We start from the raw sequence: 25244 nt of genomic DNA, 5'->3' as shown, positions 1-25244 counted from the left end.
CATAAAAAAAGCCCGTAAATTAAATTTACGGGCTTTTTAGTACTCACATCACCGCTAACGTATTAGCGGAACAAGCGTTTATCCAGTGCTAGCACTTGGAAGTCTTGTTGCAGTTGCAATGAGAAGTCTGTAGTTAGCAAACCAATACCGCGATAAAAATCGGTGTTGGCATGCTCTACAGCTAACTCACAGCAACGCATTGCCCAAGGTAATAGGTGCTGCTGTAATAACACTTGAGTAAAGCGGATCAAAGCTTGGTTATCTGTTTCGCTCTGCAAACGACCAAATGTTTGATCAAGTACAGCGAAAAACAAACCAATATGGTCGATGGGCTGCTTGTAATCAAGCTGCAACTCAACGCCATGAGCCCGATAAAAATCCATCAGTTCAACCGTGGTTCTATCGTTAATTAACTGCTCTTCACACAAGTAGACTGAGCCTTGCGGCACAGCTGTCGGTTCGCCAGGTCCGAAGAAAAGTTGGCCGTAGTCCAGCTTTAAGGTAATTAATGCCTTCTCTGCATCTTCCGCGCTCACGTCACTCGACCATTGCTGTAAAAAATCGCCCAGCAATTGACGACCAGTGTAATTTTGCTCGCGCCCGCCAAACTCTGGCCAACTGCCAGCCACATCACACTCTTTTAGTCCGTCGATAAAACCAGCCTCGGGATAACGAATAAGACAATGATGCAGTATTCGTGCTAGCCCTTGGTACTCGACAAAGTCCACGGCAGCAATAGATGAATGACTTAACGACTCAGATTTTGAAGACATAATTTACCTTACAAGTTAAGCGGGCCTTGCAGCCCGCTGCGCTTGTGATCCTTAAATACGAATGCTTGATAGCTTAAATAACTTAACAGTAAGTTAGATAACTAACCAAAAACTGAAATTATACTTCAGTTGGGTTTAGGATATCGCCGCCTTGTCCACCATTCACGTTCGCCTTGATGATAAGGTTTGGTGAAGTGATTGATTCAGGTGGTAATGGTGCAATGTGACCATCGCCGTTACCATATTTAGCGCGTAGGTTATCCATAGTGTCAAAGTCTAGTGCACGTAGCGGACAAGACTCAACACATACAGGCTTACGGCCTTCAGCGATGCGCTCGAAACAACCATCACACTTGGTCATGACTTTACGTTCACGGTCAATTTGTGGTGCATCGTAAGGACATGCACGAGCACAGCTCTCACAACCGATACATAGATCTTGTGCAACGTGTACTAGACCATCTTCGCGGCGTTTATGCATTGCACCCGTCGGGCAAGCTTTAACACACACAGGCTCAGAACAGTGGTTACAACCAATAGACATATAGTAAGCAAATACACTTTGCTCAAAACAGCCATTTTGACCTTCAGTCCATTGTCCGCCACCGTATTCGTACACACGGCGCCAAGTCACACCATTTAGCGCAGGTACGCCATTTTGTTCAGGGTTGGTATTGTTACGGATCTCGTTACCTTGACGGTCTTTACAAGATACATGACACGCTTTACAGCCAGTACACTTAGTGCTGTCGACGTAAAAACCGTATTGAGTTGCTTCAGTCATAATTAACTACTCTCTTAAATCTTTTTAATGGCAACACGAATAGTGTGCTGTGGGTTACCTTTAGCGACAGGGCTAGGCTGGTAGCGAGTTAACGAGTTGATTGCGCCGCCTTCGTCAACGATATGACCAGTGCTGCCTCGCTTGTTGCCTGGGTTGTACCAAGCACCTTGTCCTAGGGCAAATACACCAGGAGCAACACGTGGTGTGATACGTACAGTCACTTCAATTGAGCCACGCTCGTTGTACATCTCAACCTTGTCGCCAGAGCTTAAACCGTGTTTAGCGCCGTCCATTGGGTTAACCCAAACTGCGTCTTCTACGGCTTCACGTAACCAAGGTACGTTGTGGTAGCTTGAGTGAGTACGGCCCTTAGTGTGGTAACCCGCTAACTGAATTGGGTAATCTTCTTTAGTGCCTTCATCTTCATAACCGTCCCACGTTACTGTGTACTGTGGAATAGCTGTGATGGTGTCACCCTTAACCTTTGTCTCAGACTCTTGATCCCAGTTAGCCGCGCGCCATGCAAGTTCAGCAGAGTAGATTTCAATCTTGCCACTTGGTGTTGAAAGCGCTTTGCCTTCTTTAACGAAGCTTTGCAGTGCAACGTGGTTGTCGTTCATGTTCTTACGGAAGAAACCAATTTCTTGTGCTTCTTTGTAAGTGGCCGGGAACGCAGGAGAAACACCGATGTTATTGCTGTTAGCTTTAGTGCTTTGGTAAAGCTCTTCTAACCACTCATCTTCGTTCTTGCCATCTCTAAAGCCAGCACCAACGCCCATCTTGTCGGCGATCATCGCTGCCGCTTCGTACATAGACTTACAATCCCACATTGTCTCAACAGAAGAAGACATTGCAGTTAGGTAACCTAATGAACCAGAAGCATATGAATCGTTAACTAAGTCGTTTGATTCTAACCAGCTAGTGTCAGGTAGGATGATGTCAGCAAACTTAGCGCCAGGCGTCATCCAGCAATCACACGATACGATGAATAAGTCTTCAGCATTACGGAAGATATCAGCCGTATTGTTGATTTCAGCGTGCTGGTTCAGTAGCGAGCTATCAGATGCAGACAGAATGAACTTGATGTTAGCGCCAAGTGGCGTATCAAGGCCATCAGTGCCGCGAATACCGTGGCTACGCGCCGTCATGGTTTCGCCATGGTTAATCGCTTCAGACCAAGTGAAGAAAGAGATGCTTTCTTTAACTGGGTTGCTACCTGTTGGAATACCTGCACGAGACATACTGCTCATGTATGGCAATTCACCGTTTGATGCACCGCGAGTACCTAGCTTACCGGTTAGCACTGATAGCATGTATAGAGAACGCATGCTTTGCTCGCCGTTTGCTTGACGGTTAACGCCAGCGCCCACAACAATGTAAGGTGCTTTAGCTGTCATTAGCTTGCCAGCGATATAGCGGATTTTCTCTGCAGAAATACCACAGATTTTTTCAGCCCACTCAGGTGTTTTAGCGTCAGTGTAAATACCTTGACCTAGAATGTAGTCTTGGTAGTTTTCATCTGAATTCATCACTTTAGCGTATTCTTGGTCAGTGGCATCGCTGCTCGCTGCAAAAATCGCTTTTTGATCTTCAATTGACTGCTTGTTGAAACCCACTGAATGCTCAAGTACAAACGGTAGCGATTGACCCGCAAAGTTAGCATGGTTGATCATCACATAAGCAACCGCTTCAGCAAACGCAGCATCTGTACCTGGACGAATTGGTAACCAGCTTGATTCTTTACCTAACATAGAGTCAGTGTAACGAGGATCAATCATCACCACTTCTAGGCCGTTGTTTCTTTGTAGCGCCTGTAGGTAATCGTAACCTTCACCAGAACCCGACTGACGGATTTCGCTTGGGTTGTAAGCCACGCCTAAGAAGAAGTCACTGTCTTCGATAGTAATCGTTGACGAACCAGCAGTACTGCCAGTACCGAAAGTGTGCTTCGCCGCTTCCATCTGCTGCGCCCAAGAGTAGTTACCATAAGCATTAAGGTAACCGCCGTTTAGGTTAAATAGACGGTTGAAACACGCATTTGATGCAAAACCGTAGTAAGCACCAGAACCGTAGCTACGGAATACTGACTTAGCACCATTTTCTTGTGCGTAAACAGCAGCAAGCTTTTCAGCGATAATGCTAGTTGCTTCGTCCCAGCTAATTGGTACGAATTCAGCTTTACCACGCTCGCCAACACGCTTCATTGGTGTCTTTAGACGGTCAACAGCGTAGTTTCTTTGACGTAGTGAACGACCACGCGCACAAGCACGTACTTCATGTAATCCGTACTCATCGGTTACTTGGTGGTCAGTTTCGACACGGGTTACGATACCGTCTTTAGTAAAAACCTTAATTGGACAGTTAGAACCACAGTTAACTAGGCAAGATGACCAGTTCACCACTTCGTCAGTTACTGGCGGCTGTGGCGGAATAACATTGGCATCATCAGAGCTTGAATTACAGCCGGTAACTGTTGCGGCGCAGCCCAGCGCGGCACTCATTTTTAAGAAACTTCTACGTTCCATAATCTTGTTTTCCTCAAACTTATTAATATCTGAATCGACTTATTTCAGCTTGTAGCTGAAGGTCAACATCAGTTGATGGGCGTTGTAATTGTGGTTCAGGTCACCCAAGGTCACTAAACCTGGAATGCTATCGGGAGTGACCGCAGCACTGTCGGTATCAAAATAACGTTCAAACTGGTAAGCCAACTTGACAGCCATTTGCTCAGAGATCAGGTATTGGCCGTATAAACTCACACTGTGGTTGTACGAGTAATAGCTGCCATAAGCATTGGTATTTGAGTTACCAGTGTTGTAGCCGTTAACACCGGTGTTGCTTGACGAGTTAGCAAATAGATAATCACTACCTAAAATTAATCTGCCATCCATTAAGCCGGAGTAAGTAGCCCCCAAACCTAAGTTAATGAACTCGTCATTAACTTCAGTGTGCCAAACTGACGCTTGGTCACCGTTTTGGTCTGAATCAATCCACTGCTGACCAGCGAATGCATACACTGACAACGGCTCAGCAACTTGAATATGAACATTCATGTCGTAACCGTAATCTTTAGCCTGAGTCAGACCGATTTCAGTTGCGTCATAGTCATCGTTGGCGTAGTAAGTGCTAACATCGAAAGTTAACCATTCAAGCGGGGTATAGCTTGCTCTGGCGTTAACTTCTGTGCGCTTGCGATCGGCAAGGTTGTACTTACGCATTAACGACTCGGTTTCGTCGCTAGTTAGCTCATTAGCTTGGTAGTCACTACCGCCACGCTCGCCATAGCTGACACCAAAATCTAGGGTAAGCTTGTCAATCGCACGGATGTTTAGCTTGCTCCAAAACTCATTGTCACGGGTTTCTTCACGCTCACCGTAGCTACGCTCAACTTGTTTGTAATCGTAACCTGCTTGTAAGCGGTAACCACTGGCAATACGGTAGCTAGCATTGGTTTTAAAAGTTTGACGCTCAATATCCATTGGCACGTTTTGTTTAAACGCACCTGACATTGAATTGAACTCGTATTGAGCAAAGTCAAATACCGATGAGCGATTATCACGCTTGCTGTAGTCATAGCTTGCACCTAGACGTAAGCGACTGCTTACTCGCGTGCTTGCTGCTAGATTTGAGCTTAAGGTATCAACCTGACCGTCCCAGTTTTGAATTGGGTTGCCGCTCATCTGTATAAGGTCTTGATCTTGGATCATACGACCTGTTACCACACGACCGCTAAATACACTCGAAGCTAAACGGTATTGACCAGACAAAGACACTTGGTGCGCTTGGTTATCTGGCGTTGCGCTATAAACGTCATAGGCATATGGCAGACTTAAATCGCTCATGTTGTTGTCGTAGCGTGAGCCGTTGTAGCTCAGCTCTGACAACCAGTTAGCGCCATCAAGTACCACACCGGCACTGAATTTATCAGTAGTTTCATCAACAGCTTCAGCAAAGTTAGTTGGGCTTGGACTGATTAGACTTGCGCTGCGGTGACCGGTTTTATCTTCACGGTCATAGCGTGCATAGCTGCTTAGGCCAAGGCCTAATACTTCAGAGAAGTCATATTCAAAACCAATACCACTGCGCTGTCTTTGTAAGGCTAAATCCAATACGCGAGTTTGATCGCTTGGCGTTAGCATGCCATTGTTTTGCCAAAGATTGGTCGAAGCATTACTGCCTTGGTTCGTAGTAATCGTTTGGTAATCGACATCAAGCTTATAGTGACCGCTCTTACCTGCTTCCATAGTCACAAAGCCGTTATCCATACCCAACTGATGAGCTTGAACTTTCGCTTTGTAGCCACTTTGCTGATAAGCAAGATCGGCATTCACCCCAGCAATAGCACCGTCTTCACCGGTGCCAAACTGATTGATGGCATGGTTGTCATCTGCATCAACCGCACCAACACTCACGCCAACACTACCTGTGTAGCCTTGGGTTTCAACACAACGCTTACATTGATAGTTTGCGGTTTTACCTGCGGCGATATTGGCGTTTTGCACACCAAAGTCTGCCGCATACACGCTAGAACCTGCACCCAATAACGCTAGGGTGATCAGGTTTAATGAAAAAGGTTTAATTAAACGCATATTTGTCACTCCTAGACTTAACGGGCAAAGTTGCTGCCAGCAGGATGGTTAGAACCATGGATCTTGCTGTGGCAATTTAAACAACTCTTACCAGCACTGAATGCATCTAGACCGGCTTGGCTTGTCATGCGACTTGCGTGGCCATCGTCTGCGTGACATTGCTGACATAACTGTGGAGTACGCGACTTAAGTAAGTTGTCGTTAACACTGCCGTGCGGCGTATGGCAGCTTGAGCAGTCTTCCATTACCGGCGCATGCTCCCAAAGGAATGGGCCGCGCTTGTCGGCATGACACTCAGCACAAGTTTCATTTAGGCTTGGCTTAATCAACGCGCTTTCGGTCATAGATCCGTGTGGGTTGTGACAATCAATACACGTCATCTGGTCCCACTTCATTGGGTGTGATGAGCGCTTGTTCATGTCAGCTTTAGCGCGGGTATGACAAGAAGTACAAGTGTCGTTAACCGTTAAACGGTCAAGAGCAGGATCTTTTGCCGCGTGAACGTTATGACAATCACTACAAGCCACTTCTTCTAGATTGTGAGTGCTGTTATGCCATGCCATCTGCTTAGGGTCATTGTGACAACCTTGGCAAACACTGTTTTGCGTTTCGGCAGGTAACTTACTGTCAGGGCTAAAGCTAATCATTGGCTCTTTACCGCCACGATTATGCTTCCCTAGTGGACCATGACAGGCTTCACATTGAATTCCCGCCATTGGCGATTTACTATTACTCATGTCGCCATGAACACCGTCAAAAATCGCCATGACTTTAGTGCTCTTCTTATGACACATAAGACAAGAGTCAGCGCCTTTTGGAGAGTATTTACCCTCGCTAAACTTTTCTGTTAATTTTTGTTCGAGTTGAGCTGAATCTAGCTTATCCCAGGGAGTCGCTTGTGCAGGCACAACGCTGATGAGCAGAGTGAGTAAACTTGTAGCCATTAATTTGGCCATAAAATTCACTGACTTTATGGTTTTTATGCTGGACATTAACTTACAGGCCGGTTGTATATCGAAGTGGGTATTTTATTATTTAAGAATATCTGAATTCAATATTGTGCATATCTACTAACAAGGTGAGGCGTAAGGCTCGTTTTTATCAAAACCGTTTAATAGCTCACACTAAAAAGATTTATCTCAAAAGAACCTTATAAACACGCAAACAAAACAAAACACTAAATAACAATAAGATAGAGTTCTATCGAGAATGATTATCATCACCATTGGTTACACACTAGATATAGCATTGTTAATAAACCTGTTTTAATTATGGTTATATTCTGAAGCTAGATCACGAATAAATTTGGCGCTAACAAGCAATAACCACAAAATACCCCATAATAAGTATGAAAGTTGTGGATAAAAACAACAAAACACCCCACTTTCACCTGTCTAGATACGCTTAAATCTTCGGTTTATTTGCGTATAAACCAAAAACAACAGACTAAACAGCTGTACACTTTAGGTATGAAAGAACTTTCCCCGCTTCACGCTATTGTCAACATGCCAGCTCATAATTAGCGCAAGGCTATTTATTGATAAGCTTGGTTAGCCTATTATTTTGTTCACATCTTAGATAACTCACAGGACGAGTTTTGCCAATTTTTATTCGCAGATTAGAAAATACTATCCCGCCACCTATTGTCGCATTCATTGCAGCAATCATTATGTGGACAATTGCACAGCTAACTCTCGCGTTAACCCAAGTTACAGGCTCTGACACAAGCCTAACTGCAACGAATGCCTACACAGCTAATATAACCATCATCAGGCAGATAGCCATATACGGTTTGTTAAGTTTAGGCATGGCCTCAGCCATCGCTGGCGTCATTAGCTTCCGACAGGCACGCACCACTGTTAATCCACTCAAACCAGAGTCCACTTCCGCACTCGTCACTTCAGGCATGTATAAATTCAGCCGTAACCCTATGTATTTAGGTATGGCATTAGCTTTATGTGCATGGGCTGTTTATTTAGCCTCACTTTGCAGCATGTTCGGTATTGTCGGCTTTATGCTTTATATGCAGCGATTTCAAATTGCGCCGGAAGAACGCGCACTTGAAACAATATTTGGTCAGGAGTTTATTGACTATAAAAAACGAGTCAGGCCTTGGGTTTGACCCAAATAAAATAGGATAGAGACAAAATAGAAAAGAAATCACATTGCTTGATAAGAGCCGATTATCATCACTAGATATCGGCTCTCAATAACTTTTGAGCAATTAAAAGTCGCGGAAAGTAAGCGACTCTTTAGTTAACTGCAGCTCCTTTAAGCGCTTTTGTGTTAGCTCAAGCTTACAGCCTACCAATACAGGCATTGCCATCGAGCCTTCAACGTAAGTCAGCATTTCCGCCTTACAGACATCATTACGGTACGTTAACCAAGAGGTCTGCGCCTGACGATAGGCAGTGCTTAACTCGCTATTACTTGCCACGTGTTCAAGGGCACTAATAGATTTAATAACCTCGGTGAGTTTCCACTCGACATTAGCTAACTCTCGCTGACCACACTTAGTCATACCTTCTGTGCTATAAGCTTGCTCAGACAGACAATCGATTCCGGCAGCGGGATCATCGCCAACAATAACCGTGCTCACAGTGGTAGGGATATACCAAGCTCCGCCAGCCGCAATCTCTCGGCAGGCTCCGGTAGAATAAGAATCAGCTAAAACAAACTCACTGCCGTTCCAAATATAGCGCCTTCCAGACACGCAATCTCCTACTCCTCGCCCACGCATAAACTCATCAATTACACCATTAGCATAATTCACCGCACTATCAGTCACTAATACAGGTCCAGTCTCAAAGTTATCATCAACCAGCCACACAGCTTCGCCATAGTTATATGCAGCGAACCAACACATAGTTGACACAACAAGCTTATTTGATGTCAGTCTGGCAACCTCAAGCTTTAAAGGCTCGTCTGCTGCAGGGACATTATCACAGGCGTTATCAAGTGCAGATCTCATTCTCAGGATAAAGTCAGTATCTGTGGCCAATGCAAGATCTGCGGCAGTTGTAACGGGTATTGGCTGAGCGGGTACCGAAATAACAGGCGCTTGCTTTGGCTGCACCAAATTGTTGCTACGAACGCCTTTTTTCACAATCGCAAAAGGCGTGTTAACCAAGCCTTGATAATCGTCCATTTTTAATAAAACAGCAGTAGAGCCTTTAGTTGATAATCGCCACACTTTGCCCGCACTATCGATAAATTTAATCGACGCCTGGCCCTTCATGGTTAGTGCATTGAGTAATTGGCTAACTTGCTCCTTGCTTAGCTCATGCTCACCACTAAAGCTAAGCTCCATTTCTTCATAAACTGGCAACTCAGGGCCTAATTGGCTTTGATAGTTATCATTAATGCTCAGGGTGATTGTTTCAGTAGACTTTTCACGGTTGTCAGTCGAATCCATTGCAATCTGACCAAACTTCACTTTCCCCGTAAGCTGGGCGTCAGCTCCCGCAGCTCGTTCCAATATCACAGAAACCGGAGCGTACTCATCAAGTTTATGTTGTTGTTCAGGATTATGGTAACCCACCGTACGGCAGGCGTGAGTATTATCGCAGGTGACTTGCCAGTCACCATGAGAAAAGCTCTGCACCTGTAACGCTAACGTAAATGGAGAGGTAAACATTGAGACAAATATTGAAACAAACATGGAACCAGATCTTACTGTTTTCGAAAACGGCAGCATTAAACACTCCAAACGATAAATTTAATTGGCAATCCTTTGCGTAAGCCTAAACTTCTGTTACTTGCCAATAGCTGATGACTTTTCGATAAAAAACCTATCCAACAAAAAATGATTGCTAATAAGTTAATTTATATCGTATTGCTAAACACCTTACGCCTTAATGACGCCGCCATTGTGAATAGATAACAGCCAAGGGTATTCAAACTGAAAGCATTTTTGTGACGCTCATCACAAAACGCAAGGCGTTATAACAATTTACAATTCATACACTTGTAATCATAAAGCGACTATCGATAAGGTGCCGGCCTCAATGGTTGAACCCAGACTTCATCCAGAACATTAGATAGCATTTATCTAAAAGGCATTTATTAACATGCTATTTAAAACTGCATTAATAGAAAACAATCATTCATAAAAACAAGAAATCGGACTAATAACAATATGCCAAACGCTATCTCAACATTAATGCAGACACGGCTCGGCAAGGTGCTGTTTGTGATTGCCATACCGCTACTGCAATATATCGGCCCCAACTTTTTGATTGGTGTGGCACGGGTCGACCATGAAGGTGTAGGCACAGGTCTCGTGTTTATCTTTAAATGCTTAATTTGGGTAAGCATACTGGTGATTGGCAGCTTAGTGTTTTCCAAGGTTCATTATAAAAGTCTGCGCTACGGTTTATGGGCCAACACGCCGCTAGCAATTTGGATCTTTTACCTATTATCACAAAACTTGCCCTACCTTTTATCGTAAAATCATTCAACAACCTCAAAATACCACAAGCTAAGGAACTGCATGGGTAATATCTTCGCGCCAAAAACCACCACAACGCAAAAAGTACTGGGGTACTTTTTTATGTTGTTATTAGCCTTGATGATGGTTGCCGTATTTAGCGATACCTTAGTTAATGATGTGCTTTACGAGCGACTCAGCCTTTTTGCCGCTGCGCTATCGCTGCTTTTGTTAATAGCCATGTTTTGGGGATTAAAGCAGAAAAATTCATGGCTAAGAGTAAACCTCGATAATCAACCTAGCAGCCCGATAAAAGTTATCTTATCTGTCACTATCGGCATTCCCGTGTTATTGCACTTTTCAATAGCTAAAGGCTTACCTGTAGTGCTACATAGTTTTATTGCCGATAAAGCTGTCGTCATTACTACGATTGATGATAAACGTTTTGGCTATTACAGTCGTACCTGTGATGGTGGTTTATACCTGCAAGGCTACCGTTTCTGGGGCAACGATTATATTTGCGGCATTAGCAAACAGGATTGGGATAGTTATCAAGCTGGCGACAAACTCGCGCTATACGGCGATAACTCGCTATTTGGATTTACCTACCAAAAATACACTCTGCTCACCGATGAGTTATTACAACAGATCATCGCACAATCAGCCGCCTTAAGAGCACAAACCATAACGGGCAATAAAGGCATGAACCTTGAACAAGCACGCAAGTTTATTGCAGATTCAGCCCCTGTTCCAGAATCAAGCTCAGACTCAAAAAGGTTACAGCAATAATCATGTTTATATTAACGAACACAGGGTCTAATGCCTTACTAGTAACTTGTTTTACAAGCATCTGTTTACTCAGCGGCTGTAGCCTGTTGCCAAGCCATGCTGATGCTGAAAATGCGCTAAAAATTCAAACTTTGATGACCGATTTAGGCAGTTGTCAGTTTGATGAGCATGAACGTAAAACCATGTATCAAGCGGCACAAGCAGGCAACCGTATCCCCTTCCCTCTGCTCATTTGTGAAGGCAAACGCAGTGACTCGTTTAACAAGCGTTGGTTGCAAAGCCGCCGCAGTGTTGATTACAACATTCTCGGTAGCTACTTTGAGGCGACAGACACAAAATCGAGTAGCAGTCATTCTGGTTACGGTGCTGCACTGATTGAAATCACTATGCCTGACTGGGGCGCTGTATGCAGCAACCAAGGCTATGACGAAATAACCTGTGACCACATGGTTTATGGCATCAATGCACCGCACATAGAAAAAGTATCGAAAAACAAAGCACTGCAGCTTGAGCTTTATCAAATGAAATTAGCGCAAGTCAAAACCATCCCTGTGATTAAAGACACTATTTTAATGCCGCTCAAGCACAATGCTGCCGGCCAGTTAGTCGCTAATTGGGTAGAGGATGCAGGCGCACATCGATCCACGAAAGCCCTTGCCGACAAAATGGGTGAAGTGGTTAGCAATAACGGTAGGCCATTAGCTATCAGCAGCTATAACCTTAAATATGATCTGCTGCAACAAACGGATTTACCGGCGCAATATCGTGGTGTGTTTTATTACGCCACGCCGCAATATATTGACTACAGCAACCGACCAGCGCCCGAATACGCTATCCCGCTACGTAAAGGCGTACAAGTTAGAGGTTATAAAACCTCGATTTATCGCGCCCTTGCTAATTAATAAAATCACCAGAACAAGTTAATCGACCTTATGAATAAACCATTAATTATTTTTACCGCATTACTATTGGCTACTCTCTGTAGCGCCAATAGCTACGCACTCGGCAGCTTAAAAAAAGACACTCTTGAACAAGCGTTATATGAGCAACAAAAAGGTCAACAACAAGATTGTGGATTGAATCAATTAAACAGCGTGATCGATTTTGATTCCGCACTCCTAAGCAGAAAGCACGGTATTAGCGCGGCAACATACTATCCTGTGTGCTGGGTATTGCCACATAATAAAGAGCAAGCGTTACTATCTTATTTCCAGCCCTACAAAGAAATCGAGCATAACTACACAAGCTATCTATGGCGAGTGATCATCGTTAACCGCTATAGTAATAAAGTTGAAGCACGCTATACGGGGATCATTAATGAAAGTAGCAACATCAAGGTGCATTCTGACACGAATAGCATCGTTCACCGCGAGTACGCGCTAAACGACAATACGCCAGCAGTGGGTTTAATACTCGACCTCGTCAACTACGACAATTCCCCACAAAGCCAGCAACATGGTGACTATCAAGCCTTTAAAACCAACCGCTTTATGACCTTATTTGTACAACAAGGTGATAAGTTACGCCCAGTACTGAAACACCTACCACTGGATTACGAAATTGAAGGCACAGATCTCGCTGGAAGTAACGGTGGCGTATACCTGCACTATGGCGTTGAAGGTGAAGTTGAGGTGTTACCAACAACTAGCCATGGCTACCATGATTTAAAGTTAATAACCCAAGGTCAGCAATACAGTACCGATGGCGAATACGATCAAGTAGAACCAATCAATTTTAGCAGCGAGCTTAAATATGATGGCAAGCGTTATCCGTTTGTCACCGAGCGATTACCCTCCCCTGAGTTTTGGCAAATAAACCAAACTGGCGTCAATTTTTTAAGTGACAGCGACGATGAAAGCGCATCGAAAACAGATCCAAACAGCAGTCAATCGGAGAGCCAAAATGCTAACTAACAAGCCTAAAACCAGCCCATTTTGCTGCAGATTAACCGCGCTATTTAACAGCAGCCTTTTAACTTGCGCTATTTTGACTTGGACGCTAGCGTTTTCGCCAGCAAGTCATGCCAAGCAAGCGTGCAGCATAGATGCCCTGGAAGCAATGGAAAATGACAGTGGTGATGTTCGAGGGTTCAGCGCTGCTGTATGTAAGCAACTGCCGCACCAAGAACAATTTACCATGGGCGCATACTTACAATGGACAGGCGGAAGCTATGCAGGTGAAAGGCGTTACACCCTACGCACCGTCATTATGGACACTCAGACTCATGAAGTTATCGCTCGTCATACAGGCAGTTTATACGAGGGGCCAGGATTAACCATTGTGGCAGGCTCGCTAGATAACAAAGAGCAAAATTCGCCAGCGCCCCTTTGGATTGATACCGCTAACTACAAGCTTAACAGTGATACCCGCGCACTGGGGGTACGAGTACAAGCGCAACAACTCCCAGAGGGCGCAACTGAGTATCAATCTGATTATTTGAATTTATTTGTTCATCAAGGGCGCTTTTTAATTCCAGTGGTAGAAAGACTGCCCCTTTACTATTGGAAAGTCTGGAAAAGCGAGCCAAGTGGCTACCATGTTGCCAGAACACCTGTGGTCATTAAAAGTGAAACTAACGACAAAGCGGGTTTGACAACGCGCTATATCGTTGAGAGCGGCAAAGGTGCGCTGCATATTGAGCCCAAACAATACAAAGGCTTTTCCGACCTTAAACTGCTCACCAAGACTAAGCTGTCAGGTGCTTTGCCCAAACGCACAGATAGCAGCCAAAGCCGTACCACCATTACCCATTTGCGGTTTAATGGTGAACGTTATTACATTCTAGAGTCCAAATTTAGTGATAAAAGAGACTGGCAACACAGCGAGCCATGGTGGAAGCCTAGGTAAGAGTTTATTGCTACCACATTAAATTCGAATTCAATAGCGGTGAATATTAATACCAAAACGCCTACAGATAGGCGTTTTTACACTGTTGGCGCAACAGCGGTACTAGAAGGAATAAAATGAACCACAATAAACGGGTGAAAGCTAATATTGAGCAAATAAAAGCAAATGTTGAAGCCGCCACCTCCGAGGCGCAACTCATTGAAGTTGTCGAATCAGTTAAGCATCACCCCGGCCCACTTGATTACAATGACAAGCTACCTAATTTACTAAAGTGGTTACTGCTTGCATTTAGCAGCTATGGTATTTTGGTAAATTATGTCTACCCGCAATTTACCAGCAGTCTTGTTCATTTAGTGTTTGATGTTATTGAGAGCTCTGTCTATTGGCTACCGACAATCTCGGCTCCCTTATTAGTCACTTATCTCGAACGCCAAGGTAAACGCATACCACTGTTTCGCTCCATAAGCCGCCCATGGCTTAGAATGGCAGCCATTGCCGCCTGTCCTTTGCTCATAGCAAATATTTTTCCTCAATGGCATATGGCTTATTGGTTCGTATTTGAAAAGTTCATTCAGCTCATTAGCCTAGATGGGCAAATTAAAATCCCGATTAACCTAGCGCTATTGGCTGGTGTTATTGTTCCTATTCTGTGGGTCTGGTTACGTATGCGCAAACGTTGGCGCGAGCCAGTATCAGATCGCATCCACCATTTAGACATCCTCCACGACAACAATTTAACTCAGGTCAAGATAACGCCTGAAGCTAAATCTAAAGCACTTGAAGCTCAGTTCAAAGAGTTTCATCGGGGTAATCACCGCCGAACCATCGACGCCTTTTATGAAGGGCAATATCAAGGTAAAGCGCACAGTTTCCAGTTTAATCTGTATCACTTTCATTACGTAATTAAACGCAGACAAACCGATACTGACGCCAATGGTAAAACCACAAGACGCACAGTGTACGACCACTACCATCGTCACGGATTGTTATTTGATTTCCCCTACGTGAAAAGCGTTGCGCTCGATGCAGACGGCATCCCCGCTATTAAAGGCACCAAATACAAAGATGCCTCCAACGCCTTTAATCAAAGTTATAAAACGGTTTGCCAACATAAAATGCAAGCCGCTAAATTGCTAAAACCCGCTACTGTAGAAAAGTTTCTGGAGCTAAAAGATGCATATCGCCGTTTAGTGTTTGAGGTGAACGCCAACGGCCAGTGCTGCCTAGCTATTGACGATGATGATTTACTTAAACTTAAGCGTCAATACGGATTGGCAACCCCTACAGAATTTGCCGAAGAACTAGCAGGTCGCAGTGAATTGAAAAAGTTAAATCATTTACTCGAAGCTGTAGAGCAACTCATGCGGCTCAGCGACAACAATTTTCGATGATGTATCGCTAAAACTCATCTCTCAGTGTAGCGCGGCACTGAGAGATGAACTATTCATAAGTGATGTTCTGCTCTAAATGAAGTGTTGTTTCAAAGGTACAGCACAAATTCCAAAGTGCACGCTGCTCGGCTTGATCTTCAATATCGAGCTTGTCACTATCACTAAATCGACGAACAAACTCAAAAAGTACCCAAGCTTCATCTTCGGTTAGTTTAAGTTCAACTTGCTTGCTCATTTACTTTCCTTAGTAATAGGCTGTTTAAAAAAGATTGGCCGAGAATATGCTGCTTTTAAAACTTGTAGCCCAGTGAAATCATGCCGGTAGGCTCGGTAGCCGTTTTTCCCACATTCCCGAAAGAACCGCCGTCATCCTCCCTTCTAACACCTCCACTGACACCAAATTGCCAACCACCATCAGTAAAACCTTTTGGATAATACTCATATGTCAGCACTGCAAAGCCATCTTCACTAGTAAGGACCTCACTTCCAACACTGAATCCAAACAAATGTTTTTGCTCACTAAATGCATATTGATACCCTAAAGCTCCACCAACTAGACCTAAAGAGCCAAAGAAAACATGGTTCAGTTTTTGATAATTGTACCGGACACCTAACACTCCACCATATTGATATCCTATACCTAGTGAAAAGCTCGTATCCGCTGTGGTTTCAATTGAATTTGAATGGCTTGAAGTGATTGCTACATCATTACCATCAACTCGCGGCTCAGAATAAGCACAGGTAGAAACAACTAACCCTACAAATAGTAAATTTTTATTAAACTTCATTATTATTCCCTGTTTATATTTATAAGTGCTTCATGCACATAGCGCGGAATTATTGCAACTGCACATAAAAACGTAAACAAGAAATACAATTTAAGTATTCACAATTCGTATAACTCAGAACAATTTACTCACTATATTCTATAGGCGTTTATCAGCGATTAATTACAGCTATAGATTTAATGGTAAAAAACCAAGACATCCATAATTATTTAGCACTCCAAGCCGTACCACCATTACCCGTTTGCGGTTTGATAGTGAACGTTATTACATTCTAGAGTCTGGACTTAGTGATAAAAGAGATTGGCAACTCAGTGAGCGATGGTGGAAGCCTTGATAAGCTTCAACGCGAGGCCTTATCGCTTTTAAGCTAGAGCAATCAAACTCCGTTTGATATTTATAAACAGAAGCAGTAACCCCACCCCCACAAAAACTGATTGTCATTTTTAAGCTGAGGATAACAATCAGCAAAAGTGGTTCCAATGGTCTGCAGCCAGCGCATGTGCAGACACTTCTGAGACACGCTTCAAGTACGTCCCTGTAAGCTCTACGATGGCATCCATGCCATCAAAGGCCTCAGCCGTATCTGCACTTGGTTAGAACAGCGTAACCTTTAATATTTAGAGTTACGGCTAAAGGTCTAACTCATTTTTGGACAAAAATGGCTTAGAGTTATTGTACTAACAAAAGTAATACACATTAGATTTTGTAGGAGCGTAATTCCATTCACTCACAATAAACATAGTATGCGCTATGTGGAGTCAGTGATACCTATATTTAAAATGCTACTACAGTCGAACAACAAAGTTGGTCGTGCAAATAAATATCCTTGATAATGTTCACAACCCCGCTGTTCTAAAAAATATTGCTGTTCTCTGGTTTCAACCCCTTCTGCAATTACGGTAACCCCCAGCGATTTCGACACGGCGAGAATAGCGTCTACAATGGCTGCGTCATTTGAATTAGTATTAATATCACGAATAAAGGAACGATCTATTTTAATAGTATCAAATGGCAATCTTTGGATATAACTAAGAGAAGAGTAACCGGTACCGAAATCATCTAACGACATCCCGACTCCAAGCTTCTGTAATTGTTCCATTTTTTCTGAAATTTCATCAATATTTTCAATCGCTACACTTTCAGTAACTTCAAGAACAAGATGGCAATTATTAAGTTCAAAAGAGTCCATAATTTCTTTAACCTGATTAACAAAGTCGATCTGTAGGAAATGACTTGGACTTATGTTTACTGCTATTTTGAGCTTAGTATCACGGACTTCATTGGCGAAAAAGGAAGAGCATTCAGAAAGAGCATTATGTAAAACATAACGGCCTAATTTATCAATTAACCCAGCTTCTTCTGCTATAGGTATAAATTCGTCAGGTCCAATTATATCCCTTGTAGGGTGCTCCCAACGCAATAGAGCCTCTAGTCCAAATACCTGGCCATCACTTGATACCTGTGGTTGATAATGTAAGTAAAACTGTTTTCTTTCCAGAGCGTCATGTATCTCTCTAGCAAGATTCACTCGCTCAATCATTAGGCTCTGCATATCTTCGTGGAAAAAACTGAACCCTCCTTTTATCTTTGTCTTTCCCTTAGCATCATATAGCGCTATATCTGCCTGCCTTAATAAATCGCTAATAATTTCCTGCGTCTGACTTGGGAATAATTTGATGCCGATAGAACAAGATGCTTTTAGTTTATGTTCATATAAGTATATGGGCTTATCGAGCGTACTTATGACCTGTTGGGCCATTTTTGTCACTAATTCTTTGGCAAAATGTAAGTCTGGATGTATGTCTGTCATGACCAACACAAACTCATCCCCTCCGAGACGACCGACAAATCTATTTTTGGTAAGACTTAGGCTATTTAAACGTTTAGCGGTAATTTCTAGCACATCATCACCCAGATGATGACCAAGTAAGTCATTTATTTGTTTGAAATTGTCTAAATCTAAAAAAAATAGAGCACTGACAGAATCATGATTGTCTGGGCTGGATATTTCGTGTTCAAGAAATTCGATGAGAGCAGAGCGATTGGGAAGCATGGTTAGTGAATCATGGAGAGCTTGATATTTGAGTTTCTGTTCTATTTTTTCACGCTCCAATATTTCAATTTTTAAATTGTCGTTGCTCCGCTCTAATTCTATTGAACGCCTTTGGACTCGTTCATCAAGTTCTACTGTTAGCTTATTGAGTGATTGGCGGGTGTTGACCAGTTCATGAATAATAGGAATCCAAAGTCTAAGTCCCGACGATAGGAACACTAGACCTAGGGTCGTCCCCACCGCTTTTTCGAGAAATGCCTGCAACTCAGTATCACCAATTATCACGAGGTAATTAAGTGCGGGGAAATTGTCTGTAATATCTATGAACGAACTTAATAGTAATAGTCCATAACCGATGGTAATTTGTTTGATACCTGGTTGATTTTGTATAAGTGGATGTCTAGCGCCACAAAAAATAGTGTAGAAGATAACACTTATAAGAATAGCACCTGTGACTTCAAGAAGTATATCGAACATTTGACGGTATAACCCTTAATATGGAACTTAAAACGTAGCTTATTCCATTATAATTATGGTTTAAACTAATAAATTCGGATATAGAGTTTTGAGCGCGTTCAATATTCTGTGTCAGGCTAATTTTTAAATGTCTAGCACACTGTCTAAACGCCCTTCAAAATAAATGGCTAACTGAGATAAACGAAGGCTCCAATTATGAATTGGCATTGTCTATTTCTCTGAAGCATAAAATAGCTTCAACAAGCTATTTTCGTTAGGGAACGCTCCCTCCGTTTTAGTCAGCTTTCTAAATTGACGGTGGCCGGCCTCAACCGCATTAGTCGTATAAATCACCTTCCGTATATGCTCTGGATATTTAAAATAATGTGAGAGGTTATGCCACTTCCTGCTCCAGGAATTTATGACCAATGGGTAAGTGCTTCCCCACTTGGCTTCTAGTTCATCCAGTGCAAGCTCAGCAGCGTCATTACTCATCGCCCGATAAACAGGCTTTAAATCTGCCATAAAGGCTTTCTGATTCTTAGAGGCGACATACTTCATAGAATTACGGATTTGATGGATAACACACAGCTGAGTCTCTGTTTCAGGGAAGATAGTCGCTATCGCCTCTGGGAAGCAGCCCATCGACACATATCTTTAACGCCACGATTATGAAGGTCTGTCAACACTGATAATCGGTAATTAGCACCTTCAATTTTAGATAAATGAAGTCCTAATATCTCTTTCTTCCCCGGCATGTTAAACGCCAAAAGTGTGTAAACAGCCTTGCTGATATAGCGGCCATCTTCTTTGACTTTATAGTGGATATCAAACTGCACCGCATGTTGATGAGAGTGCACGATGCTTCAGTCGGGGTTTGTTTTACTTGAATAAAGCGTGACGATGCAGTACTAAGACTTGGCTTTAGTAAGGTTAGATTTTGCAGGTTCTTAGCTTTTAAAGCACGTTGCTTATAGTAAGTGGTAATAGCGACATGATGGTGTTGGCAGAATTCAATATTAGTGCCTTTGAAATTATTGCGTTGCTGCAGTAGTTCCAGCCATTGTGCCGCTGTTCTGTAATTTTCATCGTATGCTCCAAATTTATCATTGGGCAGGTATTTTCATATAGTCAGATTAACGATGCGAGGTGTGGTTCGTTAGACGGTTACTTAGTAGGGCAAAAGTACACAACCAAGATATGAATGAGTAAAAGCACTAAACAACAATGGGGCAAATTTTTTGAGCTAGCTATGGAAGCTAGCTCGAGCGTGGACAATTATCATTTTCGAAAAACCGAACATTAGCAAACCATGAATAACTAGAGGTATGACAAAGCTAGTTGTGAGGAGCTAGTGCGATGAATAAGATCGTACTAGCAAAAATATTGGCTTAGGTGGGCACTAAGTGTAGTTACGTTAAATTAACAATAATCTCATTCATTAAATTGTCAATTTTATCCACGACTTGCTCGCTCGCATCTTCCATTACATTAATTGCAGTAACCATACCTGCCATATTGCCAGAATTGGCTTGATTCATAGCTTCTCGTCCACCTTCATGTACATCTTTGTGAGGATCTTCTAGCAATGCATAGCTTCTTAAATGGCTGTAACCCTTGCCATCGCCACGGTAGTACCATTGACCCAAGCGACACTCAGAGTGGCTATTAACTGTTTCATCGAATGCCCCTTTTCGTAGGAGACGATAGATATTGTTCTTCCAAATCGCGTGATCGAGTTTGACCGTATCCAAGAATGCGCGTGTGGAAGCAATATGGATCACCTGCTGCATGTGTTCCGATTTCACGACCACTTCGTTAACAACAGAACCAATCTGCGCAGAGGAGGCTGATACTTCCTCTGCACAAGTTTGGTTTTCATCAATCGAGGTTTTAATCGAATTCACTTGCGTTAGCACTTGGTTCACCAAAGAGTCAATCTGTTCACTGGCTTCGCTGGCTTTGCCTGCAAGGTTTCTTACCTCGTCTGCCACCACAGCAAATCCCCGTCCTGCTTCACCGGCTCGTGCTGCTTCAATAGCCGCATTTAACGCCAACAAATTCGTTTGGTCAGAAATCTCTTGAATAGTCGATACAAGAAGAGAAATAGAAGTGGCAGTTTTATCTAATATCGCAACAGATTCAATGCTTTGTGAGGCTTGGTTGCTGATCTTCACTGCTCGGTTATCAAGACAAGTAAGAGCTTGATGAGTTTGCTTAAACATTTCATCCAGTTGCTGCAGCTCTTGATTTTCATGCGCCATAGATTGCGCACTCTCCACCATCTCTGTTCGAATGGTTTGGAGCATATCTACACCTTTCAAACTGCTCGACATTAACTCATCACTAATGTGGTGTTCCTGCTGAACGGAGCGAACAAGTTTCTGAGCCTCCTGCAGCTGATTTTTCAGAGCAGCTACATCAGTTTGGTAATTCTGTTTAAGGTCTTCTAATTCTTGCTTTAACACCTCATTTTCTATTTTATTTTTCTTAAATCCAAACATTTAATACGACCTAAATTAATTTATACAACACTACAAATCCATAGCACATCATATCGTTTTTTTACACCGCAATTTGATGTTCGACCTCTCAAAAATAGGTGTTCATTATTCCTATTATGACAAATGTTCAACTTTGCTATCAAAAACAATCCTCAGACCGCCTAAAAGGCTCGAAGCGGATATTTGGACGCTTATTTAGGACTGCTACACTACGCTTCGTTTTGTTGAAAACCACCATGATGACCTCCTTTTTGATTAGTCATCACGATTGTGTTAGAAGGATTTTCGGACATCTATCAGTTTAGAGTTAATGCTCGACTAAAATCACTATAACATTACAACACCATTATTTTAAGCTTCAGTTAATATTCCTTAATTTTAGATGATTACCGCCACTCAAAAGTCATTAATAAGTACTAGCTAAAGTTTTGTATTTACTATATTTAAATTAAATAGCTTCAGAAATAAGCTTGTTAAAAAGTGGTTGTGCTTACATTAATTACCATTCATGAAATCAACAGCCTATTTAATAGCCATCACTCACTTGCAATTGATATTGGTTATCATTAGCATTTGCATCAAGGTAAAACCTCGATAACATAAATTACTTAACTCTTGTCTGCGTCTAACACTTGATATGGAATATCAAAATTAGCTTACGAAAGAGCTGACATCGCAAAGAGCTATAAAGGCTGACCACATGAATACTCAATTAAAGCTAATCTCCGCAATTGTCGCAGCTGTTCTACACTCCAATTCCGCGTTCGCTACCAACACCGAAGATACCAATATTGAAGTCATCACCGTGACCGGGCACCAGCAGCATTACAACACAGATCAAGCTCATGGCGCGATGCGTTCAGATGTATCTCTACTAGATACCCCCCAGTCTGTAGTAGTGATCCCTAAAGAGGTGATGGATGACCAATTGGTTCGCACATTGGGTGATGCCCTCAAGAACGATGCTAGTATTTCAATTGGTCGAGTCACTACCGACAGAGAACGTTTTAGCTTACGTGGCTTTAGTTTGGATGAAAGCACAAACCTACTTAAAGATGGACACCAGCACTTTTCGAAATACCGTTTACCTATGGCTTTGGTGGAAAATGTAGAGGTGCTAAAGGGGCCATCAAGTTTGCTATACGGCCAATCAACACCTGGAGGGTTAATCAATTTAGTCACTAAAAAACCGACCTACAATACATTCTTAACTTTAGGTATGAAAGGCGATGAACACGGATCGATTAGAGGTTCATTTGATGCGGGTGGCAGTTTGAATGAAGCAAAAACGGTTCGTTATCGCGCCGTGTTTGAGAAAGAGCAAAATCAAAACTGGCGCGAATATCAAGATGATAGCGCACAAGAGAGTGACTTTTTTGTTGGCAGCTTAATGACTGATTTTGATATTAGCGATGATCTCACCCTATCCTTACATTATGACAAATCTGATGAACTTGCAGGCCAAGACAGTGGCGCCTTAATCGATGACAATGGCTATGTAATTGGCGGCGATACGATGATATGGGATATGCCATGGACAAAAATTGACGCTCAAAGCGAAAACTATGGCGCAGATCTACGCTACCAGTTAAGTGATGATTGGGAATTTTCTGCAGGTTACAACAAGCAACACAATGAACGTGAGCGCTGGGAAAGTAAACCACAAACTGGCAGCTACGACCCTGATAGCGGTAGTTACAAAAACAAACCCTATAACAAGCTTGAAGATTGGCAACAACAGGCATTTTACTTCGATTTTATTGGCTCAATGGAGCTTGCGGGGATGCAACATGACCTGCTATTTGGCGGTAACTATGTCGATCACCAATACAGCTCACTAAAAGTGAAAGGCAAAATGGATAAGGGTAATATCAACACAGCTATTATTGTTCCCCAACCCGACTTAGACTATGCCGATGCTAAAGCCTCTGGCGAAGAGTACAAGTACTACGGTGTGTTTGCTCAGGATCTGATTTCACTGAACGATGAATGGCAAGTGCTACTAGGTATTCGCTTCGATCAACAAGATAAAACCGATGCCGACAGCCATACCGTTTTGCCTAAACTTGGCATTATCTACCACCCGGTCAATAATGCCTCTATTTATGCCAATTACAGTGAAAGCTTTGAGCCGCAAGGTAGCGTAATGGACGATGAAGATGGTAGTTTTGGATTAGAACTCGACCCAATTAAAGGCAAAATGGTTGAATTGGGCACAAAATGGGAACTACTGTCAGGCAAAATCCGCTTAAATGCTGCTGTGTTTAATATTGAGCGCGAGAATATTCTCACTAATGCTGGCACAGCCGATAACCCAATTACGACCCAAGGCGGTGTGCAACGTCATAGCGGTTTTGAATTTGGTGGCATGGGGCAAATAAGTGATGATCTATCTTTAATCACCTCATTGATGTATCTCGATGCTGAATATAGCTCGCACGACGAGTTCCAAGGTAATCGACCTGAAGATGTGCCTGAATGGACTGCTTCTGTTTGGGCTAAATATTCACTCACCGACAGACTAGCGGTCAATTTAGGCGCATTCTACGAAGGCGACCGTTTTGGTGATGCCACTAATACCTTCGAAAAAGATGCTTATACTCGTGTTGATACCGGAGTTAGTTACGCAATACCTGTGGCAGGGCAAGATCTACAATTAAGAGTGAACGTCGAAAACCTATTTGATACTGACTATTTAGGTGGCGGTGAAAATGGAGAAGTGAATGTAGGCAAGCCCAGAACGGTAAAATTTAGCGTTAGATACACCTTCTAAGTTTCATGTTGTGATTCACACTCACAACAACGAACTCTGACTATAAAGCCCAGATTCAAAATTGGGCTTTTTCATGGCTCAAATTTACAAATTTGCTTTGCCGCTCTCCAACTAATTCAATAAAGGAATCCGTCACATATGAAGCTGCATCAGAAAGTAACCAAGCTATCGTACTTGCAACTTCCTCTAGTTCGCCACCTCGTCCCAATGGGATCTGCGATTGTAAACGTTCAATTCGATTCGGGTCACCACCATTAGCATGCATATAGGGGGGGCGCCCATTTCAGCGAAAAGTCCAAAGGTCTTCTTTAGGCCTCTACTTATAAGGCTTTCGGTATGGTGGTAGCTTATCCATCTCGCTCTGCTGAAGGCCAACCGTTCTCTATTAGTCTTATTTTTGAACTACTAAAAAACACGTGATTTAAAAGCATGACAGCTAATTTTGGCCAGGAATTATTTAATATCTACTATCAGTGGTTCCAATGACCTGCGGTCGGCGTATGTGCAGATACTGCTATGGCTCGCGACGAGTACATCTGACCTCCAAGGATGGAGGAAATGTCAGATTCTGTATGGAACAGAATTGGCCATTTAAGCTCAACGAAAACGTGTTGATGGCCAACCACATCGAAACCTGAAAGTAACCAATGAAACTGCTGCTCAGATAACACCATCTGCTCGGCATTAATGTTGGCTGGCCAGTTGAACTAGTCTCGCTCCAGCTGTTTATACCAAAGCGCAAAGCCGGTTTTATCCCAATAAAGAATTTTGAGCTTATTTCGATTTTTATTTCAGAACACAAACACGCTACCACCGGTGGAAGACAATTCCATTTGTTGTTCAACCACCGCACTTAATTCATTGATGGATTTCCGAGAATCAATGAAGTCACGGTACGCAAAACCTTTCGCATTAGCCTTTCTATAGTCGAAGCTTTACTTGTCCCATTTACCATTTTGATTCGTGAAAATGATATTGGGGCGTGCGACATGAGGTCGTATGAAGCGCTGTCCACCGCTTAATAGAGTGGACCATCTGTATCACCAGATGAACCTAGGAGCCTGAATA

19 protein-coding genes and 2 pseudogenes are annotated in these 25244 nt (G+C 42.9%); 8 read left to right on the top strand and 13 right to left on the bottom strand.

Annotated features, from left to right (window positions below):
• Positions 1-62: 62 nt before the first annotated feature.
• From L2748_RS14765 to L2748_RS14745, 5 genes are all read right to left on the bottom strand, one after another.
• Positions 63-773 (bottom strand): TorD/DmsD family molecular chaperone, encoded by a 711-nt coding sequence (locus L2748_RS14765; protein ID WP_220782591.1) that lies wholly within the window; start codon positions 771-773, stop codon positions 63-65.
• Positions 774-891: 118 nt separating this feature from the next.
• Complete coding sequence (locus L2748_RS14760) at positions 892-1557, bottom strand: DMSO/selenate family reductase complex B subunit (RefSeq protein WP_028768110.1); 666 nt, start codon at positions 1555-1557, stop codon at positions 892-894.
• A gap of 14 nt (positions 1558-1571) precedes the next feature.
• Positions 1572-4082, bottom strand: a complete 2511-nt coding sequence (locus tag L2748_RS14755; RefSeq protein WP_220782590.1) for a DMSO/selenate family reductase complex A subunit — start codon at positions 4080-4082, stop codon at positions 1572-1574.
• A gap of 39 nt (positions 4083-4121) precedes the next feature.
• Positions 4122-6146: an MtrB/PioB family decaheme-associated outer membrane protein gene (locus L2748_RS14750; RefSeq protein WP_220782589.1), complete on the bottom strand. Its 2025-nt coding sequence runs from the start codon at positions 6144-6146 to the stop codon at positions 4122-4124.
• Positions 6147-6163: 17 nt separating this feature from the next.
• Complete coding sequence (locus L2748_RS14745; protein ID WP_246616236.1) at positions 6164-7102, bottom strand: DmsE family decaheme c-type cytochrome; 939 nt, start codon at positions 7100-7102, stop codon at positions 6164-6166.
• Positions 7103-7743: 641 nt separating this feature from the next.
• Here L2748_RS14745 and L2748_RS14740 point away from each other — a divergent pair.
• Positions 7744-8268 (top strand): methyltransferase family protein, encoded by a 525-nt coding sequence (locus L2748_RS14740; protein WP_246616235.1) that lies wholly within the window; start codon positions 7744-7746, stop codon positions 8266-8268.
• A gap of 102 nt (positions 8269-8370) precedes the next feature.
• Here L2748_RS14740 and L2748_RS14735 read toward each other — a convergent pair whose 3' ends face one another.
• The gene (locus tag L2748_RS14735; protein WP_246616234.1) at positions 8371-9807 is read right to left on the bottom strand and encodes a DUF1176 domain-containing protein; all 1437 of its coding nucleotides are present in this window, start codon (positions 9805-9807) and stop codon (positions 8371-8373) included.
• A gap of 477 nt (positions 9808-10284) precedes the next feature.
• On the opposite strand from L2748_RS14735, the gene L2748_RS14730 reads away from it, so the two are divergent.
• The 6 genes from L2748_RS14730 to L2748_RS14705 all read left to right on the top strand — a co-directional run bounded on the left by L2748_RS14730 (position 10285) and on the right by L2748_RS14705 (position 15602).
• Complete coding sequence (locus tag L2748_RS14730) at positions 10285-10596, top strand: hypothetical protein (RefSeq protein WP_220782586.1); 312 nt, start codon at positions 10285-10287, stop codon at positions 10594-10596.
• A 42-nt stretch (positions 10597-10638) separates the two neighbouring features.
• Entirely contained in the window at positions 10639-11364 is a 726-nt protein-coding gene (locus L2748_RS14725) for a hypothetical protein (protein WP_220782585.1), read from the top strand.
• Positions 11365-11366: 2 nt separating this feature from the next.
• Positions 11367-12266, top strand: coding sequence for a hypothetical protein (locus L2748_RS14720; RefSeq protein ID WP_220782584.1), 900 nt, complete (start codon positions 11367-11369; stop codon positions 12264-12266).
• 30 nt (positions 12267-12296) lie between these two features.
• Positions 12297-13277, top strand: a complete 981-nt coding sequence (locus L2748_RS14715; protein ID WP_246616233.1) for a hypothetical protein — start codon at positions 12297-12299, stop codon at positions 13275-13277.
• Positions 13267-14211 carry a PA3715 family protein gene (locus tag L2748_RS14710; RefSeq protein ID WP_220782583.1) on the top strand — a complete coding sequence of 315 codons (945 nt, stop codon included), beginning with the start codon at positions 13267-13269 and terminating at the stop codon, positions 14209-14211. The genes L2748_RS14715 and L2748_RS14710 overlap by 11 nt, the downstream gene beginning before the upstream one ends.
• Before the next feature lie 116 nt (positions 14212-14327).
• Entirely contained in the window at positions 14328-15602 is a 1275-nt protein-coding gene (locus tag L2748_RS14705) for a hypothetical protein (RefSeq protein ID WP_220782582.1), read from the top strand.
• 49 nt (positions 15603-15651) lie between these two features.
• Here L2748_RS14705 and L2748_RS14700 read toward each other — a convergent pair whose 3' ends face one another.
• From L2748_RS14700 to L2748_RS14680, 5 genes and pseudogenes are all read right to left on the bottom strand, one after another.
• The gene (locus L2748_RS14700) at positions 15652-15837 is read right to left on the bottom strand and encodes a hypothetical protein (protein WP_220782581.1); all 186 of its coding nucleotides are present in this window, start codon (positions 15835-15837) and stop codon (positions 15652-15654) included.
• Positions 15838-15892: 55 nt separating this feature from the next.
• Positions 15893-16390: a hypothetical protein gene (locus tag L2748_RS14695; RefSeq protein ID WP_220782580.1), complete on the bottom strand. Its 498-nt coding sequence runs from the start codon at positions 16388-16390 to the stop codon at positions 15893-15895.
• 748 nt (positions 16391-17138) lie between these two features.
• Positions 17139-18920 carry a putative bifunctional diguanylate cyclase/phosphodiesterase gene (locus tag L2748_RS14690; RefSeq protein ID WP_248957714.1) on the bottom strand — a complete coding sequence of 594 codons (1782 nt, stop codon included), beginning with the start codon at positions 18918-18920 and terminating at the stop codon, positions 17139-17141.
• Between the two features lie 123 nt (positions 18921-19043).
• Positions 19044-19732 (bottom strand): annotated as a pseudogene (locus tag L2748_RS14685) (IS256 family transposase); the annotation flags it as partial.
• A gap of 579 nt (positions 19733-20311) precedes the next feature.
• The gene (locus L2748_RS14680; protein ID WP_220783259.1) at positions 20312-21403 is read right to left on the bottom strand and encodes a methyl-accepting chemotaxis protein; all 1092 of its coding nucleotides are present in this window, start codon (positions 21401-21403) and stop codon (positions 20312-20314) included.
• A 700-nt stretch (positions 21404-22103) separates the two neighbouring features.
• Between L2748_RS14680 and L2748_RS14675 the strand changes: the two genes are divergently transcribed.
• Complete coding sequence (locus tag L2748_RS14675) at positions 22104-24176, top strand: TonB-dependent siderophore receptor (RefSeq protein WP_220783258.1); 2073 nt, start codon at positions 22104-22106, stop codon at positions 24174-24176.
• Positions 24177-24231: 55 nt separating this feature from the next.
• Here the strand turns inward: L2748_RS14675 and L2748_RS14670 are convergent, their stop codons facing one another.
• Both L2748_RS14670 and tnpB read right to left on the bottom strand, forming a co-directional pair.
• On the bottom strand, positions 24232-24441 hold the full coding sequence (locus L2748_RS14670; protein WP_220783257.1) for an SDR family oxidoreductase: 210 nt from the start codon (positions 24439-24441) through the stop codon (positions 24232-24234).
• A gap of 442 nt (positions 24442-24883) precedes the next feature.
• Positions 24884-24955, bottom strand: a pseudogene (gene tnpB / locus L2748_RS24725) (IS66 family insertion sequence element accessory protein TnpB); the annotation flags it as partial.
• Positions 24956-25244 lie beyond the last annotated feature (289 nt).

Source organism: Shewanella sairae (genome assembly GCF_023283535.1).
GTDB classification, from domain to species: domain Bacteria; phylum Pseudomonadota; class Gammaproteobacteria; order Enterobacterales; family Shewanellaceae; genus Shewanella; species Shewanella sairae.
Note: the sequence above shows the minus strand (reverse complement) of the source record. Positions and strands in the feature narration are given on the sequence as shown.

What these genes read in the sequence shown, in the direction of transcription:
- L2748_RS14710 (WP_220782583.1), top strand. Translation starts at nt 13,267, where the DNA reads ATGCTAACTAACAAGCCTAAAACCAGCCCATTTTGCTGCAGATTAACC.
- L2748_RS14735 (WP_246616234.1), bottom strand. Translation starts at nt 9,807, where the DNA reads ATGTTTGTTTCAATATTTGTCTCAATGTTTACCTCTCCATTTACGTTA.
- L2748_RS14695 (WP_220782580.1), bottom strand. Translation starts at nt 16,390, where the DNA reads ATGAAGTTTAATAAAAATTTACTATTTGTAGGGTTAGTTGTTTCTACC.
- L2748_RS14760 (WP_028768110.1), bottom strand. Translation starts at nt 1,557, where the DNA reads ATGACTGAAGCAACTCAATACGGTTTTTACGTCGACAGCACTAAGTGT.
- L2748_RS14705 (WP_220782582.1), top strand. Translation starts at nt 14,328, where the DNA reads ATGAACCACAATAAACGGGTGAAAGCTAATATTGAGCAAATAAAAGCA.
- L2748_RS14675 (WP_220783258.1), top strand. Translation starts at nt 22,104, where the DNA reads ATGAATACTCAATTAAAGCTAATCTCCGCAATTGTCGCAGCTGTTCTA.
- L2748_RS14725 (WP_220782585.1), top strand. Translation starts at nt 10,639, where the DNA reads ATGGGTAATATCTTCGCGCCAAAAACCACCACAACGCAAAAAGTACTG.
- L2748_RS14755 (WP_220782590.1), bottom strand. Translation starts at nt 4,082, where the DNA reads ATGGAACGTAGAAGTTTCTTAAAAATGAGTGCCGCGCTGGGCTGCGCC.
- L2748_RS14670 (WP_220783257.1), bottom strand. Translation starts at nt 24,441, where the DNA reads ATGCATGCTAATGGTGGTGACCCGAATCGAATTGAACGTTTACAATCG.
- L2748_RS14700 (WP_220782581.1), bottom strand. Translation starts at nt 15,837, where the DNA reads ATGAGCAAGCAAGTTGAACTTAAACTAACCGAAGATGAAGCTTGGGTA.
- L2748_RS14680 (WP_220783259.1), bottom strand. Translation starts at nt 21,403, where the DNA reads ATGTTTGGATTTAAGAAAAATAAAATAGAAAATGAGGTGTTAAAGCAA.
- L2748_RS14720 (WP_220782584.1), top strand. Translation starts at nt 11,367, where the DNA reads ATGTTTATATTAACGAACACAGGGTCTAATGCCTTACTAGTAACTTGT.
- L2748_RS14730 (WP_220782586.1), top strand. Translation starts at nt 10,285, where the DNA reads ATGCCAAACGCTATCTCAACATTAATGCAGACACGGCTCGGCAAGGTG.
- L2748_RS14715 (WP_246616233.1), top strand. Translation starts at nt 12,297, where the DNA reads ATGAATAAACCATTAATTATTTTTACCGCATTACTATTGGCTACTCTC.
- L2748_RS14745 (WP_246616236.1), bottom strand. Translation starts at nt 7,102, where the DNA reads ATGGCCAAATTAATGGCTACAAGTTTACTCACTCTGCTCATCAGCGTT.
- L2748_RS14750 (WP_220782589.1), bottom strand. Translation starts at nt 6,146, where the DNA reads ATGCGTTTAATTAAACCTTTTTCATTAAACCTGATCACCCTAGCGTTA.
- L2748_RS14690 (WP_248957714.1), bottom strand. Translation starts at nt 18,920, where the DNA reads ATGTTCGATATACTTCTTGAAGTCACAGGTGCTATTCTTATAAGTGTT.
- L2748_RS14765 (WP_220782591.1), bottom strand. Translation starts at nt 773, where the DNA reads ATGTCTTCAAAATCTGAGTCGTTAAGTCATTCATCTATTGCTGCCGTG.